This is a genomic window from Pseudodesulfovibrio sp. zrk46 (assembly GCF_012516435.1).
GTDB lineage: Bacteria > Desulfobacterota > Desulfovibrionia > Desulfovibrionales > Desulfovibrionaceae > Pseudodesulfovibrio.
In genome coordinates this window covers 1,418,779-1,436,020 of sequence record NZ_CP051216.1, presented here as the reverse complement: position 1 = coordinate 1,436,020, position 17,242 = coordinate 1,418,779, and the positions used below count along the sequence as shown (strand labels likewise).

Annotated in this window: 15 protein-coding genes; 7 read left to right on the top strand and 8 right to left on the bottom strand. The window is 56.2% G+C overall.

All coding sequences use genetic code 11. The annotated features are described in order from the left end of the window. Positions 1-63 precede the first annotated feature (63 nt). Complete coding sequence (locus tag HFN16_RS06545; RefSeq protein ID WP_168889990.1) at positions 64-3,618, bottom strand: PAS domain S-box protein; 3,555 nt, start codon at positions 3,616-3,618, stop codon at positions 64-66. Positions 3,619-4,022: 404 nt separating this feature from the next. On the opposite strand from HFN16_RS06545, the gene HFN16_RS06540 reads away from it, so the two are divergent. The 3 genes from HFN16_RS06540 (at position 4,023) to HFN16_RS06530 (ending at position 7,283) form a co-directional block, all read left to right on the top strand. After that, a complete protein-coding gene (locus tag HFN16_RS06540; RefSeq protein ID WP_168889989.1) occupies positions 4,023-4,772 on the top strand; it encodes an EF-hand domain-containing protein in 750 nt (249 codons plus the stop codon). 358 nt (positions 4,773-5,130) lie between these two features. Further along, positions 5,131-6,738 carry a hydroxylamine reductase gene (gene hcp / locus HFN16_RS06535; RefSeq protein WP_168889988.1) on the top strand — a complete coding sequence of 536 codons (1,608 nt, stop codon included), beginning with the start codon at positions 5,131-5,133 and terminating at the stop codon, positions 6,736-6,738. 356 nt (positions 6,739-7,094) lie between these two features. Continuing rightward, positions 7,095-7,283: a hypothetical protein gene (locus HFN16_RS06530; RefSeq protein WP_168889987.1), complete on the top strand. Its 189-nt coding sequence runs from the start codon at positions 7,095-7,097 to the stop codon at positions 7,281-7,283. 187 nt (positions 7,284-7,470) lie between these two features. Here the strand turns inward: HFN16_RS06530 and HFN16_RS06525 are convergent, their stop codons facing one another. The 4 genes from HFN16_RS06525 to HFN16_RS06510 all read right to left on the bottom strand — a co-directional run bounded on the left by HFN16_RS06525 (position 7,471) and on the right by HFN16_RS06510 (position 10,581). Further along, positions 7,471-8,010: an acyloxyacyl hydrolase gene (locus HFN16_RS06525; RefSeq protein WP_168889986.1), complete on the bottom strand. Its 540-nt coding sequence runs from the start codon at positions 8,008-8,010 to the stop codon at positions 7,471-7,473. 96 nt (positions 8,011-8,106) lie between these two features. Next, positions 8,107-8,589, bottom strand: a complete 483-nt coding sequence (locus HFN16_RS06520) for a hypothetical protein (RefSeq protein ID WP_168889985.1) — start codon at positions 8,587-8,589, stop codon at positions 8,107-8,109. Further along, positions 8,590-9,849, bottom strand: coding sequence for a ChaN family lipoprotein (locus HFN16_RS06515; protein ID WP_168889984.1), 1,260 nt, complete (start codon positions 9,847-9,849; stop codon positions 8,590-8,592). Positions 9,850-9,858: 9 nt separating this feature from the next. Beyond that, positions 9,859-10,581 (bottom strand): DUF429 domain-containing protein, encoded by a 723-nt coding sequence (locus HFN16_RS06510; protein WP_168889983.1) that lies wholly within the window; start codon positions 10,579-10,581, stop codon positions 9,859-9,861. A gap of 187 nt (positions 10,582-10,768) precedes the next feature. On the opposite strand from HFN16_RS06510, the gene HFN16_RS06505 reads away from it, so the two are divergent. From HFN16_RS06505 to HFN16_RS06490, 4 genes are all read left to right on the top strand, one after another. Beyond that, complete coding sequence (locus HFN16_RS06505; protein WP_168889982.1) at positions 10,769-12,193, top strand: DNA integrity scanning protein DisA nucleotide-binding domain protein; 1,425 nt, start codon at positions 10,769-10,771, stop codon at positions 12,191-12,193. Between the two features lie 40 nt (positions 12,194-12,233). Next, entirely contained in the window at positions 12,234-12,458 is a 225-nt protein-coding gene (locus tag HFN16_RS06500) for a competence protein ComEC (protein WP_168889981.1), read from the top strand. 74 nt (positions 12,459-12,532) lie between these two features. Further along, positions 12,533-13,555: an HD domain-containing phosphohydrolase gene (locus HFN16_RS06495; protein WP_168889980.1), complete on the top strand. Its 1,023-nt coding sequence runs from the start codon at positions 12,533-12,535 to the stop codon at positions 13,553-13,555. A 194-nt stretch (positions 13,556-13,749) separates the two neighbouring features. Then, positions 13,750-13,923: a hypothetical protein gene (locus tag HFN16_RS06490; protein ID WP_168889979.1), complete on the top strand. Its 174-nt coding sequence runs from the start codon at positions 13,750-13,752 to the stop codon at positions 13,921-13,923. Here the strand turns inward: HFN16_RS06490 and HFN16_RS06485 are convergent. From HFN16_RS06485 to HFN16_RS06475, 3 genes are all read right to left on the bottom strand, one after another. Continuing rightward, the gene (locus HFN16_RS06485; protein ID WP_168889978.1) at positions 13,901-15,028 is read right to left on the bottom strand and encodes a hypothetical protein; all 1,128 of its coding nucleotides are present in this window, start codon (positions 15,026-15,028) and stop codon (positions 13,901-13,903) included. The genes HFN16_RS06490 and HFN16_RS06485 overlap by 23 nt on opposite strands. A 33-nt stretch (positions 15,029-15,061) precedes the next feature. Then, positions 15,062-16,081: a GGDEF domain-containing protein gene (locus HFN16_RS06480; RefSeq protein WP_247648461.1), complete on the bottom strand. Its 1,020-nt coding sequence runs from the start codon at positions 16,079-16,081 to the stop codon at positions 15,062-15,064. Between the two features lie 142 nt (positions 16,082-16,223). Then, the gene (locus HFN16_RS06475) at positions 16,224-17,204 is read right to left on the bottom strand and encodes an HD domain-containing phosphohydrolase (protein ID WP_168889976.1); all 981 of its coding nucleotides are present in this window, start codon (positions 17,202-17,204) and stop codon (positions 16,224-16,226) included. Positions 17,205-17,242 lie beyond the last annotated feature (38 nt).

The following is a 17,242-nucleotide window of genomic DNA, read 5'->3' as shown; positions in this document are numbered from 1 at the left end:
TTGACGTATAAGTGACGTTATCCCAAGGAGAAAAGATTGTACAACCCATTATAATAATTTTCTCTACACTGCGTCCATGAGATCCAGAAGCCGTCGCACCTCTTGTTCCAAATTATTCAGCAGGATGTCGTCCTGCCGCTCCTCACGACAGGCCACTTCCAGATCGGCTGCGGCCAGTGCGGCCACCTGCGCGCCGATAGACGAGCACAGGGACTTGATGGTGTGGGCCAATCCGGCAGCCATTGACAGATCACCGGAGCCTGCCGCCTGCCGAATCTCATCCAGCATGGTGGAGAGCTCGTGGCGGGCCGCAGCAAGAAAGTCATTGAACATGGTCTGATCCACACCCAGATCCTCCATGGCCTTCTCCGGCGTCCATGGCGGTAAATCTCCGTGGGCGGTGACACCAGTCGAGGGATCTATGGCAGGAACCGCTTCAGGGTTAACTACGGCCTCGCTTCCATCACTATCTGGATCAACCGGGAACGGCGAGGCACCCACCAGCCTCGTGATAATCACGGCGAGTTCATGGAAATCCACGGGTTTGGACACATAGTCATCCATGCCCGCATCCAGACTCTTCTCGCGAAATTCCTTGAGGGCGTGGGCTGTGACGCCGACAATGGGGATGTCCGGATTGGGAATGGGGCCGCCCTTTACTGCGGAACGGATCGCCTTGGTGGCGGAGATACCGTCCAGAACAGGCATCTCAATATCCATGAGCACCAAATCAAAGTGCTCGCGCTTGAGCATATCGAGGACTTCCAGACCGTTGCCTGCCACGGTGTAGGTATAGCCCATCTCTTCCAGACGCAGGGTCGTGACCATGACGTTGACGTCATTATCCTCGGCCACCAGCACCCGAACGGGCCGCTGGGGCGCCTCGGGCATCTGCTTCTCAATGGCAACGGGGGCCGCGCAGGTCAGCCCCTGCTCGAACCAGGTGTCGAAGATGAACGTGGACCCCTTGCCCACCTTGCTCCTGACATTGATCTTTCCGCCCATGAGGCCGATGAGCTGCTTGCAGATGGCAAGACCGAGCCCGGTACCGCCAAAGGCGCGGGTGGTCTGGGAAAAACTCTGGAAGATGGAGTCCATGAACTCGTTGGGGATGCCAATACCGGTATCCTCCACCTCGAACAGGACACCGAGGCCCCGGTCGTCGGACGGGTCGCGGTCCATCTCCGGCACGATGGGACGCACACGGATGGTGATGGTGCCGCGGTGGGTGAACTTGATGGCGTTGCCCACCAGATTGACCAGCACCTGACGCAGGGAGAGCGGGTCGCCCTTGACGCAATGGGGGACCTTCTCATCAATGTCCAGCACCACATCCAGCCCCTTTTGCCGCCCCTGCATCACCAGTCCCTTGATGGTGGTCTGCACGTGGAACGGCAGATCGAAATCGGTCCTGTCGAGCACCAGCTTCTGGGCTTCGATCTTGGACAGGTCAAGGATATCGTTGATGATGGAAAGCAGATGCTGGGCCGAATCACGGACCGTCCTCAGATAGTCCCGCTGATCGTCATTCAGGTCTGTCTGCAACGTGATGTCGGTCATGCCCACAATGGCGTTCATGGGGGTACGGATTTCGTGGCTCATGGCGGCCAGAAATTCACTCTTGGCGCGGTTGGCGGCCTCGGCCCCCTCACGGGCGTGGATAAGGTCCTCCTGCGCACGACGATGATCCGTAACATCATCCCAGGCCCAGATAACGCCCTTTTTCAGGGACTCTCTGTCCACGGACTTGGCGTACATGCGACACCAGACCATCTCACCGGCCTTATTGCGAAATTCCTGCTCGCAGTTGAAATCGCCCCGCTCCTCAAGGGCCTCGCGAGACACCCTGATAAACTGCTCCACCGCATCAGGAGAATCAAACAACAGAGACATGTCGCTGCCTATGACTTCGCCGGGCAGATAGCCGAAAATCTCGGCCCCGCGCCGGTTTATGGTGGCCAGCTTGCGGCCACGCGTCATGGCAATACCGACCAGCGAGTTCTCCAGAATAGCCTCAAACTTGGACAGGGACTGGCGGATTCGGTTCTCCGACTCCTTGCGGACGGTAATGTCACGGACGTTGGCCAGAATGGCCTCCTGCCCGCGGAACACGATGCGATTAAGATAGACTTCGACGTCGAACTCACTGCCGTCATGAGGGCGTCGCGCCTTCCACTCGAAGAACTGCGGCTCCCCTTTGATAACCGCCCGCCAGAGGGAGGAGAGGCGGTACACGGCGTTGTGTCGACTGGAGATATCCCGGGCAATGGACAGATCGCGCAACTCATCACGGGAGATGCGGTACATCTTGAGCATGCGCTCATTGGCGTCGAGGATTTGGCCTGAACCGTCGTGAATGAAAATGGAGTCATGGGAGGCATCAAAAACCGTACGCAGGGCCTCCTCCGACTCCTTGAGTTCGCTGGTGCGATCACGGACACGCTCTTCAAGGGACTGATGCGTGCGACGCAGTTCCTTTTCCGCCTGTCTGCGGCGGGAAGTATTGACCACGAGCACCAGAATGATGACCATCTGGATGGAGGTGAAGGCCATCCCGAGCCAGATAAGTGTTTCGTTTTCCGTATAGAACGAAGTGGGACGATTGATGATTTCGCTATCGTCAGGCAGCGAATTCACGCTGATGTCAAAGCGTCTCAGCACCTCGTAGTCGAACATGGGTTGGGAAATGCCCTCTTCAATGACAGGGATATCCCTTGGATGCCGTCCGGCCAGAACATGCAGAGCCATCTGGGCCATGGACTGTCCCTGAAAACGGCCGCTGGTGAGCATGCCGCCCACGATGCCGTGCCCGAGATCGAAGTCAATCAGGCCATAGACCGGTCGTTTGGAACGTCGGGCGAGCGCCCCCACAGCTTCGGCCGCATCGTAGTACCGTCCATTGACGTCGCGGTAATAGATGCCGAACAGAATGATGCTGTCTTCAGGAAGTTTATCGACATCACGTAAAATACCATCAAGGTCCTTGTTCGCAGCATATCGCACATCAATGGCTGGCGCGAAGTTGAGCAGGCTTTCCTTGATCGTCTCAGCCACGGCCTTGCCCGACGGCGTATGGTCGTTGACGATGTAGATCGTCTTTGTGTCGGGGTGAAGGTTCAGTGCCCACCAGAGCGTACCCCTTGCGTCCACATTTTCTGCCACGCCTGTGAACAGCGGATAGTCCTTAATGAGTTCATGACGATAGAAATTAACACCGCAGAAGACGACAGGCACGCCCGGGAATAACACTTTTTGATAACGCCGCATGAACTCGAAGGCGTTGTTGTCCGTGACCATGATCAGGTCCAGACGCATGTTCCGGTATTTGTGCTCGAAGACATCCCTGAGTTGTTCGCTGTATCGGTGGTTGAAGGCCACGCGCTTGGTGTCCATGTTCTCTACATGGAGCACGATGCCGGTCTCCTTGGGACGCAACACATCGAGGATGCCGGTGAAGATCTCTTCGTTCCAGGCGAAATTCTGATGATAGGAATTGAGCAGCAGGATCTGCTTCTTCTTGGAAACCTCTGCAGACGCACGTTTGGCAGCCCATCCGGGACCGGCACACAGGCACAGAATGGTCGCCGCCAACAATAGAGCGAACCAAAGACGCCTCATCGCGCCCTTTACGGGACAATAATGCATGCAACTCCCGGTTTTACAGAGATTGAAAACCCTTACCAAAAGCCCGCCCGTTAATAAAGGGGCTAAATGGTGACGTTCAGAAGAAGAGACAACAGGAAAAACCCCGCTTACACGGGACAAATTCTCCGGTTTGATCACGTCCTTGGCCTGTTTCACTAGTTGGCAGACGGAGAACGCAAGCCCAAATGAACACAATCCCTCCTGACAACCTTCACGATTACAGGCAGTTGAAACCTGCCATTTACCCCTTTATATTTCTTAATAATTCTTAATATAAATCCGGCCCCATTGGGCTTAATGCTTGCTCGCCGACCAGTGGTGATTTGCATCGGGCAAATCTTGCCGTTTTGCCAACCTCCAACAAGAAGGAGTGCACTATGAGCATTTCAGCATTGGACAGCTCGACTCTGGCAGCGGGCTTCGGGATGGGGCAGATGGGCGGCATGTCGGGCAGACAGAAAATGGACTCGGACGAAATGGCCGAGTTCATCGTCAGCAAGGACGATGCCGATGGTGACGGACTACTGAGCCTGGGGGAGACCCCACTGGATGAGGACAGATTTAACTCCATCGATGCGGATGGTGACGGATTCATCTCTTCTGAAGAGTTGAGCGCGGACGCCGAATCACGCAAAGAGGAAATGAATCTGATGGGCCAGTTGACCATGCAGATGGCGGGCATTGACCCCAGCCAGATGGCAGCATCCATTTTCGATCAGGATGACGCGGATGGCGACGGGCTGTTGACTCTGGACGAGACCCCGCTCTCGGAAGAGATCTTCAATTCCATTGATACAGACGGCGACGGGTCCATCTCGGCCGAGGAATTGACCGCTGACATCGAGAGCAAGGCCGCCGAGGGCATGCCTGCACCGCCTCCGGGCGCACAGGAACAGGCTGCCGCAGCCTCATCCGAATCCAGCAGCTCCAGCAGCAGCGACAGCGAAGAGGACTACGACGTGCTCGACCTGAATGAAGACGGCGTCGTGAGCATGTCCGAACTCTTTCAGGCGTTCCAGAACGGAGACTCCAGCTTGAGTTCATTGTTCCCGGACGAAGGTGAAGGCAACGTCTCTGCCATGACCCAGCGCATGGCAATGCAGGCCTACCAGGCGCAAATGAGCTAACCCACGTCCCAGTCGCGGCATGTATCCCCACAAACCATGATGCATGCCCGAAAAGAGGCCATCTCCCTCAGGGACGAGAGAGATGCGCGTCTTTTTTCTCTATAGGAAACGCAGCCACATACTTCCCTTTCACATGCTGACCATCTTTTTTTCTTTTTTCTGACGTTTAGTTGATATGAGCAATTACAGCTTTATATCAGCATGTTAGAACATAAATACGCCTTTTATCATTCACTTCTCTTGGAAAAATAATATCTTTTTCCACCCTTTTTTGACTCAAGTCATACTACCGGGTTCAGGATTGGACTAAACCTGTTTTCACCGAATCGAAATCACCAAAACATCAAGGAGTGAATCTATGTTTTGTTATCAGTGTGAACAGACCGCCAAGGGCGGTTGCACCAAAGTAGGCGTTTGTGGAAAGACCGATGCAACTGCAGCTCTTCAGGACCTGCTCCTGCACCTCACCAAGGGCCTGTCCCAGGTAGCCGTTGCTGCCCGCGAGCAGGGCATCGAAGACATCGACGTGAACCGCTTCACCGTCAAGGCTGTATTTTCCACCCTGACCAACGTCAACTTTGACGACGCCCGCTTCGTCACTCTTATCAATGAATGTGTCGCCAAGCGCGATGCCCTGAAAGCCAAGGTTTCAGGCGTCGAATTCGACGGCCCCGCAGTTCTGGCCCCGGCCCTCGACCTCGCCGGTCTGGTCGCACAGGGTGCTCAGTACGGTGTCGAGAACGACCCCGAGCCCAATGAGGATCTCAAGTCCCTCAAGCAGACCCTGACCTACGGCCTCAAGGGTGTTGCCGCTTACGCCGATCACGCTGCCATCCTCGGCCAGGAAGACAACGAGCTCTACGCCAAAATTCAGGTCCTGCTCGCTGCCACCTTGTCCACTGATCTGACTCTGGAACAGTGTGTTGAAGCCGGCCTCGAATGTGGTCGCATCAACATCCGCGCCATGGAGCTCCTCGACGCCGCCAACACCGGCACCTACGGCCATCCCGAGCCCACCGAAGTCAAGCTCGGCGCCACCGCAGGCAAGGCTATCCTCGTTTCCGGTCACGATCTCAAAGATCTGCACACCCTGCTGAAGCAGACCGAAGGCAAGGGCATCAACATCTACACCCACGGTGAGATGCTGCCCTGTACCGCCTACCCGGAACTGAAGAAGTACCCGCACCTCGCCGGTCACTACGGCACTGCATGGCAGAACCAGAAGAAGGAATTCGCCGAGTTCCCCGGTGCCATCCTGATGACCACCAACTGCATTCAGGATCCCAAAAACTACATCGAGAACATCTTCACCACCGGCCTGGTCGGCTGGCCCGGCGCAGTGCACGTCTCCAATGACGATTTCACTCCTGTCATCGAGCGCGCCCTCGCCATGCCCGGTTTCCCCGAGGACACCGACAAGGGTACCGTCATGACCGGTTTTGGCCGCAACACCGTCATGTCCGTTGCCGGCACCGTCATCGACGCCGTCAAGGCAGGCAACATCAAGCACTTCTTCCTCGTCGGCGGTTGCGACGGCGCCAAGCCCGGCCGCAACTACTACACCGAGTTCGTCGAGAAGACCCCCGAAGACACCGTGGTCCTGACCCTCGCCTGTGGTAAGTTCCGCTTCTTCGACAAGCAGCTCGGCAACATCGGCGGCATCCCCCGTCTCCTCGACGTCGGTCAGTGCAACGATGCCTACTCCGCAGTCAAGATCGCTCTGGCCCTTGCCGAAGCCTTTGAATGCGATGTCAACGAGCTGCCCCTGTCCCTGGTCCTGTCCTGGTACGAGCAGAAGGCCGTCGCCATCCTGCTCTCCCTGCTGGCCCTCGGCATCAAGAACATCAAGCTCGGACCCAGCCTCCCGGCATTCATCACCCCCAACGTGCTGAACTTCCTGGTGGAAAACTACAACATCGCTCCCATCTCCACCCCCGACGAAGACCTCAAGGAAATCCTCGGTTAATTAGAAAGATAGCGTAATCAAGACTCCGCCCATCCCGACTTTCATCGGGGTGGGCGGTTTTTTTGTGGCCGCTGCGCGGCGTGCCTCCCCTTCCCCCGCGTCAGCTCTTAGGCCGAACTTGTTCGGTCTTAGAGATGTCGACAGCAGAGATAGACCCCCATCCCCTCCTTTTCCTAAACATTTTGGTGGCGCATCCGCGCGGGTGAGGAGACTTGCTTAAGCACTCTACTTAGTGAACAGGTATTCGTTTAGAGAAGCAGAAATAGAGCAACATTGTGTTACTTTTACGGAAGCGTCACCGACTGGTAACGGGGTGGTAACGATGGTATGATTGGATTAGGTAAAGGAGGTGTCCCATGACTCTTTGCCTGATCGGTCCTGTCGTCCTGCTCGTGGTCTTTTTCGCGTTGACTTTGCTGCGTTTGATGGACCCCGGCAGTCCCAATGCGGACTTGTTGGTGAAAGTCATCGAGATGGAGCATTCCACCCCCGAGAAAAGACATCCGAAAGGGACTGATTACTCCAATATGATCCCCTCCTCATAGCCCCTACTCGCGCCGAAGGCGCAAATGGGATTCTTAAGGCCCTCGGCCTTGAGCCGTCGGAGACGAAATCACCTAACAATCGGAGGCCGCAGGCCGACCTCCTCTCCTCCCCCTCCCCTTTTTCCAAATAAAAAGCTCCCGACTGCTTGGCAGCCGGGAGCTTTCTTTTGATCTTCTATCGTCGTGCCTAGAAACGATAACCGAGTCGCAGCCCGACGTTGTCCATTCCCTCGTTGGGGTTGGCAATGTAGGCGTTGGACATGTGCTCGTACTGCACGGATACGTTGACCTTTTCAGTGAGATTCACGCCAACGGCAGCACCGACGCGGAACAGCACCGGGGAGCCGAGAGACTTGCGATCACTTTTATTGGTGTTGAGATAGCCGTTATGCGCGGACAGACCGAGACTGCCGTCCACAAAGAAACGATCGGTCAGGAAGTACTCCCAGGTCAGCCCGGTGTAGGCATGGGAAGTGTCGCCGCTGGTGTTGACCGTCACGCCCACATGCGGACGAGGCGCCCAGATGGCCTCAAGCATATCGGGCGAAGTGAAGAGCACTTCGGCATTGATGTCCGCACCGCTCTCACGATGAAAACTCCAGAAGCTGATGTCATGGGCATACACACCGCCTCGGATTTCCGAGACGATGCTGTCGCCTTCGGCCTGGGCGACCGAAGCTGTGAACAGCAGAGCAAGGGCAAGAAGTACGGCTTGAACGGATTTCATGGCTACACCTTATGATTTTCGTTATTTATTGCCCATTACTCGTATAAACGGGTTTATGTCAACGCATGGCCGGAAAACCGGACGCATTGTGACGATTTACTTGCAGAACGCATCGAGCATGACCTGCTCGGCAGCCTCATCCACACTGATCCACCAGACCAGATCGCCGCTGAACCAGATCAGATGCGATTGCCCCATTCCCTCGAAACGATAAACGGCATGTCCCGCATGATCGAGGCGGCTGGGATTCTTGAACGGCGAACGGGGATTCTCATACATGAGATGAACCATCTGCCCGGTCTGGCGACGGGCTTCCTTTTCTGAGGAAACGCGGGAAACCCATGCTTCGGCAGGACGCCCCTTCTGTTCGGGCTTTGCGTAGCGGGCTACGGCCGAGGCCTCGGCCGGAAGCGCCTTGCCGTGGAGCTTGTCCACTGCTTCCTGTGCTTCGGGGCCGGTCAGCAGCTCGACGCGCTGCCAGTCACCCACATTGTCGGGCATGAGGGCGCCGAGATCGGCGGCATGAACGTGCAGCGGCAACATGGCCGCAAGGACGAGTATCAGGGAAAGAGAGCGCATTTATTGTTCCTTGTCAGTCTTGGTTTCGGCTTCAGAGGCCTTGGTAGGCATGGTTTCGGACTTCTTCATCTTTTTCGAGGAACTCGGACGTTTGCCGAGCTTGCCCACGCTGGTGGAGTATGTATCCTCGCCGCGCTGGACGAGGAAGGTCAGTTCCTTGTCTTCCTTGTGCACCTTGGCCCCGGCAATATGAAGGCTGAACAGGTGATCCAGACGGATACCTGAGGCTTCAAGGAGCACGTCACCGGGACGCAGCCCCGCCTTCTCGGCACGGGAGCCACGCTCGACGCGTTCCACCAGCAGTCCGCCAGCAGGCTGGGCTGTGAGGGTCGCGCCCATGCGGGACACGTAAGTATCCGGAGAATAGAAGAATACATCTGCGACTTCGTCGTCGAATTCGCCACCGCGCCACGGCATGATGGTTAGAATCTTCGCAGCAGGGTCATGGCGACGGATACGACGGGCAATGCCCCATGCGTATTCGACGTGGCCGCCACCGGCGATGACCATGACAGGCCAATCAAATTCTTTGCGAAGCCGTACGGCCTCTTCGGCCATCTTGGAATCCCAAATGGATTGGACCAGATGGAACCGCTCACGTTGGGTCGCGTCGTCCTTATCCTTGCCCTTGTGCTGGGAAAGGATCGAATCGAGGAGCGGCACCTGCGCGTTGGCAGGCGGCACGATCTCATTGGGCAGGAAGGCGCGCTCCTCATCGGTGAGGGATTCAATGCCTTCCTTGGAAATCTTGCGGGTTATACGGGTCGGAACATTGAGCCCGGCCACGGGCAGACTGTTGCGCTGGGTGATTTCAAACAGGCCACGGAACAGGGAATAAGAGAATCCCCATCGCTCACTCCACTCGAGTTCTTCCTCAAGCGCGTCCACTTCCACCTGCCCCTTGCCAAAATCATTGAGCACGGGCTGCATGTCCACGGCGATCATTTCAAGCCCCACGGACGGCGGCGTTTCGGTCGCTGCGAGGGCGGCAAGAAGCTGTTGCTGGACACTGTGGTCAACTGGATTTCTGTGACCTTCACCGATCAGGATATAGTCCTTACCCTTTGCCATTGCTGTGATCTCGTCTATGGAGAGCTGATCACCATACTTGGAGATGAAGTCTCCCTTGTCAGGCAGAAAGGTCACGTCCATTCGGGGGTGCTGGATGGTCTTCACACAGGCTCCCAGGGTCAAAGTGAGCGCCAGAAGCAGCAAAACAGGCCCCTTGCGCAGAACGGTTCGCGTTGTTTTGTATTTCATTGCAGTTCCTCACATGTCTTGTCCGAAGTCCGGATACCAGATGGCCATGGGCAGACCGGTTTCATCCTGCTCTGGCGGGTTCGGCAGGGAGTGTATCTCCCCTTCTCCCAGCCTTGCGGCCACAGCCAGAACCATGGCGTCGACCACATCGTCCCGCGCCACCTCTTTTCGCAGGTATTTACGCAAGACGAGACCATATATCTCACCTGTATTATTCAAATATTTACGAAGCACTGTCAGCCGTTCCTCCAACCCGGGACCGGTTTTCTTGGAGTGCTGGATCGTTCCGCCCGAGGCGAGCCAGAAGCAGAGCTCAGGATGTGATTCACGCAACACCTTCACAGCACCGGGCTCATCCTGAAGCAACGAATCGACATCCTGAATCTTGGGAACGAGATACCAGTATTGCTTGGATATCTTCTTACCGGTAAGTTGTCGGTTAATCTCGCATGCTTCCCGATATGAAGAGGCACTCAGCACCTCCCTGACACTGGGCAAAAAGACCGATGACCGCCTTGGACCAAGCATTTCACGTGCGAGCCGGTCCGCGGCCCTCGGAGGCTGGTTTCCACCGGGCAACCCCATGGGGATATCCACCATGATAGTATGGGCATCACCATGCGCTTCCCACAACTCTCGGAAGGTTTCAAAGACCGTACAATCCACATTGTGGTCGGTTAGAGATACGACAAACCACCCTGCGGGGCAGCCGTCCACGCCAACGTACTTCATTTACCCCCTATACCCGCCGAGGTTCGTCCAGGCAAATGCGTTTCACATTTGCACATATCATAAATAACCGGGGCAAAATGTCTCGAACTGGTGTGAATAATGACATTTGCTGGACTTCCTTCATGGTTTGAAGGTACACCAATTACCATCTCCATATGGGAGGCTAGGTATTTACAGGAGTTAGTGCATGAGTCAGGCATCTTTCGAAAATATTTGTATTTTTCACATCATGGAAGGGCTCCGTGATGGATTGACCCATTTCTCTAAGCCCAGCCGCGCCGCGCTCATCTACGCAGAGAAACCCGACTCGCCGCCACGCATTTTCGACCCCCTCGACCTCCTTTCGGGACATGAACCCAAGCTCAGGGATTTCTACCTCTATTCATCCCAATGGCGTGGCAATGCCGTCACCACCAATGAACTCCGCATCATTGACGCTGAAGACAACGGCCTCGACCTGACAGGCATCATTTCCCTCGGTGCACGTTCACGCCACATGCACTATCAGGCCTGGTTTACTGACGAACATCCCGACATGTGCTCTGTCGGCCCCACCAAGCGTTGGCTCGAATTTGCCGCAGGACTGGTCTCCCAGAATTTCGCCACCCGCGATGTTCAGAATCTGGATACCGCCGGGTTCGTGCTCCAGCACTGCGCCACCCACGCCATCCGCGACTACATCGTGGATGAACGCAGCCGTCAGGGCTGGTGGGACACCCAGATCCGTGTCTACCCGTTCCTGGATGCCGTCCTCGGCGTCTCCTCCACACAGGAGGAAGGCGAGTGGCCACGCGGCCGAGTGGTCGTGGTGGAACCGAGCCAACTGGACAAGGTCCGCTTTGTCTGTCGCTTCCCCGCACTGGAGCAGCCGCAACTTGCTGACACCAAACATGTTCGCAAGCTTCTACAGGCAGTTGAAGAGTCCGGGCGCGTACTGGTCTCCGACGGCAAACGCATGCTCGGCATCGCCATCGGCCCCATGCCCGGCGCTTATCTCGCCGCCCAGTTCAGCGGGCATCACGGCTTCCTCTGGATCAAGGATTCGTTGGTCTGCAGCTTCTCTGATGGTCGTTTCCACTCCTCCAATCTCCGCGCCAACTTGGTGCAATTGGAAGAACTTCTGCTGGAAACCGACATGGACATGGGCGATCAGCATACCCTGCTCCAGATCGTCTCGCTCATGGTCAACCGTGTGCGCGACCGCAAACACGGCTGCACCCTGGTCATCGACACGGCCAAGGAACAACTCTCCATGTCTGGTCAGCACTTTGAAAAGCCATTGGATTTACAGGAAAGCAGCCAGCTCAAGCTTGCCTGCTCATTGGCGAAACTCGACGGCGCGGTGCATGTGGGACGCGACCTCAAGCTGCACGGCTTTGCCTGCCTCATGGACGGTCGCATTGTTCCCGGCGAGAACCGAGCCCGCGGCGCACGCTTCAACTCCGCACTCCGTTTTACTGCGGAGCATGAAGAAATCATCGTGGTGGTGGTTTCCGCAGACAGACCTGTCTCCATCTTCAAGGATGGCGTGGAACTCACCGCTCAGTGCCGTTTCCAGCCCATCGGCGGACTGACCCGGCCGCCGCTGCTGGCCGAATGGATCATGTCCTGATTCCGGTTGTAGTCTCTTGTTGACGGAGCGCTGAACCACCATGTCCTCCACCTGGATAACCGACCCCGTATTCTGGGTCATCGCCCTGCCTGCGCTGGCATCGTCAGGCATACTTATCCAAATGGTTCTTAGTACTTTTTCCTGTTGCGGCACCTTCAAGCTGCGCGGCAAACCCGTCCTGCTCAAGTGGTGGATGATTCCCACCGCCGCCGTAACTTGCGGAACATTGTGGGCCATTGCTGTGGCATACGTAGTATTTCAATGACCCTTTTATATCGACTTGACCGCTTATACGGGCTATAGAAACCATTCATTTATATTCTTCCAGGGTTTCTGAATATGGCGGGCGAAAGACTTCAGAATATCGTTCTCAGAAAGAACATCGGTGGCTCAAGCACCGAGGATTACAACCAGATTGACCCACACATTCTGGCGTGCTTTCCGCGTTCCCGCTTCACCGTGGACCTCTATCACTACAAAGAAAAGATACGGACCCTCTCGCCCGTCTACGCAGCAGGCAACGAAGTCTCCCGCTCCATGCTGGAACGCTTTGAACAGATGAGTGCCAACGGCGAGCTGTTCTTTTCGCGCAAGCAGATCAAGGCCTACACCGCACTGGTCGCCTGCGATCTCTATACGGCCCTGGATGACCCCAACCTGACATGGGAAGAGAAGGCACAGGTCTTCATCGACGAACTCCGCCGCAAGCAGTCGGAATTCTTCCATCATCCCATGCCGCAGGAGCTGGACAACCTCATAAACCCGCTCAGCTCGCTCTGCGCCTACCTCATTGAGGACAATCGGCGCATGACCACCATCGTCAACCGCCTCCACGCCGCCCTGACTCCCGACAACCGCCGGATCAACGCCTCTCTTATGGCACTGGCCGTGTACTTGGAGATGAACAAGGGCAATCTCTTCCTCGAAACCCTGGAAGCGGTGGCCCTCGGCTTTTTCCTGTACGACATCGGCATGAGCAAGGTCTCTGAGCTGATGATCGGAAAGCGGCAGAAGCTTACGCCCAGTGAGCAGCGCACCCTCCAGACACACCCGCAAAAAGGGCTGGAGATCGTCAACCGACTCAACATGACCCGCCCCGAGATTGTCGAGCCCATTATTCAGCACCATGAGCGGCTCAACGGCAGCGGCTATCCCAACAAGCTCGCGGCCGACAAGATCGGCCAACTGGGGCGAATCGCGGGCGTGGCCGACTCATACATCGCCATGGTCACGGATAATGCCCAGCGCGCCGGCATCACCCCCATCGAGGCTGCCGCCGAATTCCTCCGAAAGAAGAATCTCTACGATCAGATGGCCCAGCGCACCCTGATCCGCTACCTCCAGACCGTCCCGGCCTCCTAGACCTAGCAGCCACCCAATTGGCCTCCCTTAATGGGAACCAGTGTGCATTGTAACATTCTTGGCATTCATTATTGTCAGGAACGACATCGTATTGTCGCAAATCAGGTCGCAACAACCCGCCAGTGCTCTATATTCAGCCACGTTAGGTATCACCTGCGAGGAAAATGAGAGAGAATATAAAGGGAGAGAGAACCATGATCTGGCTTGCACACAAGAAATACACCGCCGAATACGTTTCCGAACAGCTCAATGTCATCTGCTACCGCATGCGCCGCGAAACCCGCCGCATGATCTATGTTGCTGTTGGCGCCGTGTCTTTCATGGCCGCCATTCAGGCAACCTACCTTATTGAGCTGCTCGGCGCCTAAACAGCACCAGCGCCAACACGGCCAACAGCGCCACGCCCAAGGCTACTAATCCGGTGGAGACCACCGACTCGGCCATTTCTGGCGTGCGTGGGACATTGCGTTGCTCCACATCCGCTGGCAATCCCGCCGCAGAAATGGATCGTTGCGCCATGACGGTCATATCCACCACGGCCTTGGCTTTGACCGCTTCGGCCAGTATCTCGCGTGCAGGCTCACCTGCGCCGATACGTCGGATCATTCCGGCGATTTCACGTCCCTGAGCCTCGGCATCCACGACCACACCGCCAAGTACGCCTGAGTCCATCCACCAGTCGGCCAGCACGAAGACCGGTCCAGCGCTCCGCTCAGCCAACAGCTTGACGGCATCGGACTCGCTTACCGGGCGACCTGTGGCATCCTTTTGAAATTTCAGGAGCAATACCGCTCCGCTACGAGGGACGCTTGAGGCCACAGAAGCCAGCGTATCCATATCAAGGCCGCCCTCATCCCCCGGTTCGTGCCCGGGAAAGACTATTTGCGCACGATCACTGTAGCGCTCCATGGCCTGCTCCGCCTGCGCTCTGAGTTGGCGGGACTCTGGGGTGCCATCCATGATCCCCACCACCATTGTTGCCTCTGGCAGAAGTCGAAACAGGAGATCCGCTGTCTCGCCCACGGCGTATTCAAGGGGAATCCCGGCACAGTTGCCGCACTGACTGAGATAGAGCGGCTCCGGTCGGTTCATGCCGCAGTAGAGCACTGGCGCGCCGCCAAACAGGTCTTCACGATACTTGCGCATGAAGGCAAATGCCGCTGCACCGTCCGTGACCACCACTGTCGGCTCACGACCGTTCCACTGCTCATGGAGGATGTCGAACTGCTCCTCAAAATGGTCATCGTCATGGTCGCCGGAGCCGAGCAAAATCGACGTGACAACCTGCGAATTTTCGAGCCCTTCAGACAAGCCTCGATCCACCCCAGTGGTCCATGGAGACGAGGAATCCGACGAGTGCAACACCACGACGTCCCCGGCTGGGGACTCGGTCGCACACAGCAGCGCCGCCATCATGACGAGCAGGGTGGCGGCATATCGGTAAGCGTATATATGTCCAGAAACAAAAGACATTAAAAATCGTCCATTATCGGAAGCCTTACGAATCTACTGCTCGCAATCAGCCTGACAAACCATATTGCGGCCACGGTTCTTGGCATCATACAGAGCCATGTCCGCGGCCCGAACCAGACGTCCTGCATCCCATCCTTCCTGCCAATGGGCAATACCGATGGAGATGGTAAACTTGAGAGGCTTCTCAGCCAGCTTACCGTCAGTACGGATGCGGAAATCATACTGTTCCACATCGCGACGGATGGCTTCAGCGCGGAGTGTTGCCACGTCCGGTGGCAGTCCTTTTGCCACTATGACCAGCTCCTCACCTCCGTATCGTGCAGCAAAGCCACGATACTGAATGGCGTGTGCGGTGATAATGCGAGCCAGGGCGCGTAGCACGTCATCGCCCGCCTGATGACCGTAGGTGTCGTTCACAGTCTTGAAGTGATCCACATCGATCATCATCACTGTGAGCGGACTGGGCTCCTTGTCCATGATGGAGACCACCTCGGGCAGGTAGGCATCAAAGGCCCGGCGGTTGTGCAGCTCGGTCAGCAGAGGGTCAAAGTTGGCCGTGCGCTCCAGCATCTTGGCGCGGGCGTGCAGTTCGGCCGCTTCTTCCTTGAACTCAATGATGAGCTCCTGAAACATATCACGCACCTTGGCGACGATGACAGACTTGTCCTTGCCCGACTCGATCACGCCCACGGTGCGCTCTTTGAAGGCATCCAGCTTGCGATTCTGCCGTTCATTGGCACCGGTCATGGTGTTGATGACCTCGTCCATCTCATTGAGCAGTTGCGCAGCCGAACGCTTTTCACGGGTCAATGCCTCTTCCAACTCCAACGTGCCGATGGTCTGCATGACATACATGTCGAGCATGGCGATGACCGTCTCAAAATGTGTGTGCGAAAAGTCCTTTTTGGCCAGCTCGGCAAAGACTTCCTGCTGGATCTCGGCCTTCTTTTCGTCAGTATATACTGTCAGTTGCCCCAACAGATTGCGGACAAACAGGACGACAGCGACCCAATCAGGATCGCTGTTCCCGAAATTCTTCAGGACTTCACTCATCTCTCCGACGCTTGTCTTCTTCCTAGGTACCATATCAATTCCAGTGTTGAACCATATTGGAAAGGGGATTTCCCATAGAATAAGACTATATGGCGAAAGGCACGGGGTAAAGAGGATTTTCCCCTAAATGTGTAACGAAGATTTAGAACATATCCGCGCCGCTGAGCACGGCAACGAACCTTTTGAACACGTTCATGTCCAAGGTCTCGCGCATGTCATGACGCATGAGGGTCAGTGCTTCGTAGGGGTCCATGCCTTCGGCATACGGACGCTCGGTGGTCAGGGCGTCATATACATCGGCAAGGGAGATGATACGCACCGGCATGGGGATATTGTCGCTCTTGAGTCCGGCAGGATATCCGGTGCCGTCGAGCTTTTCGTGATGGAAGAGGATACAGTTGATGGTGTTCTGCGACATGGGCAGATGCGCGCACATGGAGACACCGTGAATGGGGTGCTCCTTGATAATCTCGCGCTCGGACTGGGTCAGCGCACCGCGTTTGTTCAGGATGCGCCGGGGGATCTTGGCCTTGCCCACGTCATGCAGGAGCGCGCCGAGACCGCATTCGAAGATCTCGTTATCGCTCATGTCGTAGGTCTGAAACACGGCCACAGAATAAATAAAGACGTGCATGCAGTGCGTGTACGTCTTGTAGTCGTGGGAGATAAACGGGGCCACGGCGGACAGTGAGTTGTCCGAGGCCAAAAACTGGATGGAGTTTTTGACGATGTCCGTCAACCGATTGAAGTGACGGGCGCGTAGTCCGCTGGGGAGTTTGCTGTCGAAGACATCCTGCATGACCACAGTGGACGCTTCGTAAAAAACGTTGGACCGTACCTCGATGGGCAGGCTTTCATCCAACAGGATCTTGCCCAGATTGGCTTCAATGTACTTTTCGTATTGTACCTTTTCAGAGCTCTGGATGTAGACTTCTTTGACGTCGTTCCGGTGCAACACCTGGCGATGCTTCAGGGTAAATTTCTGGCCTGACTTTGTATACAACACAAAGTCGCCCCCCTGCCAAAGGTAGACGGAGAAGTCCCCCAACGCCTCCGGGAAAAGCATAACCGGAGATACGGGAAAGTAGGATACCGGCCGAGCGGCAACGGAATTCGTATCCATCCCCGCTTGCATATATTATACGCAAACGGAACGCTAGT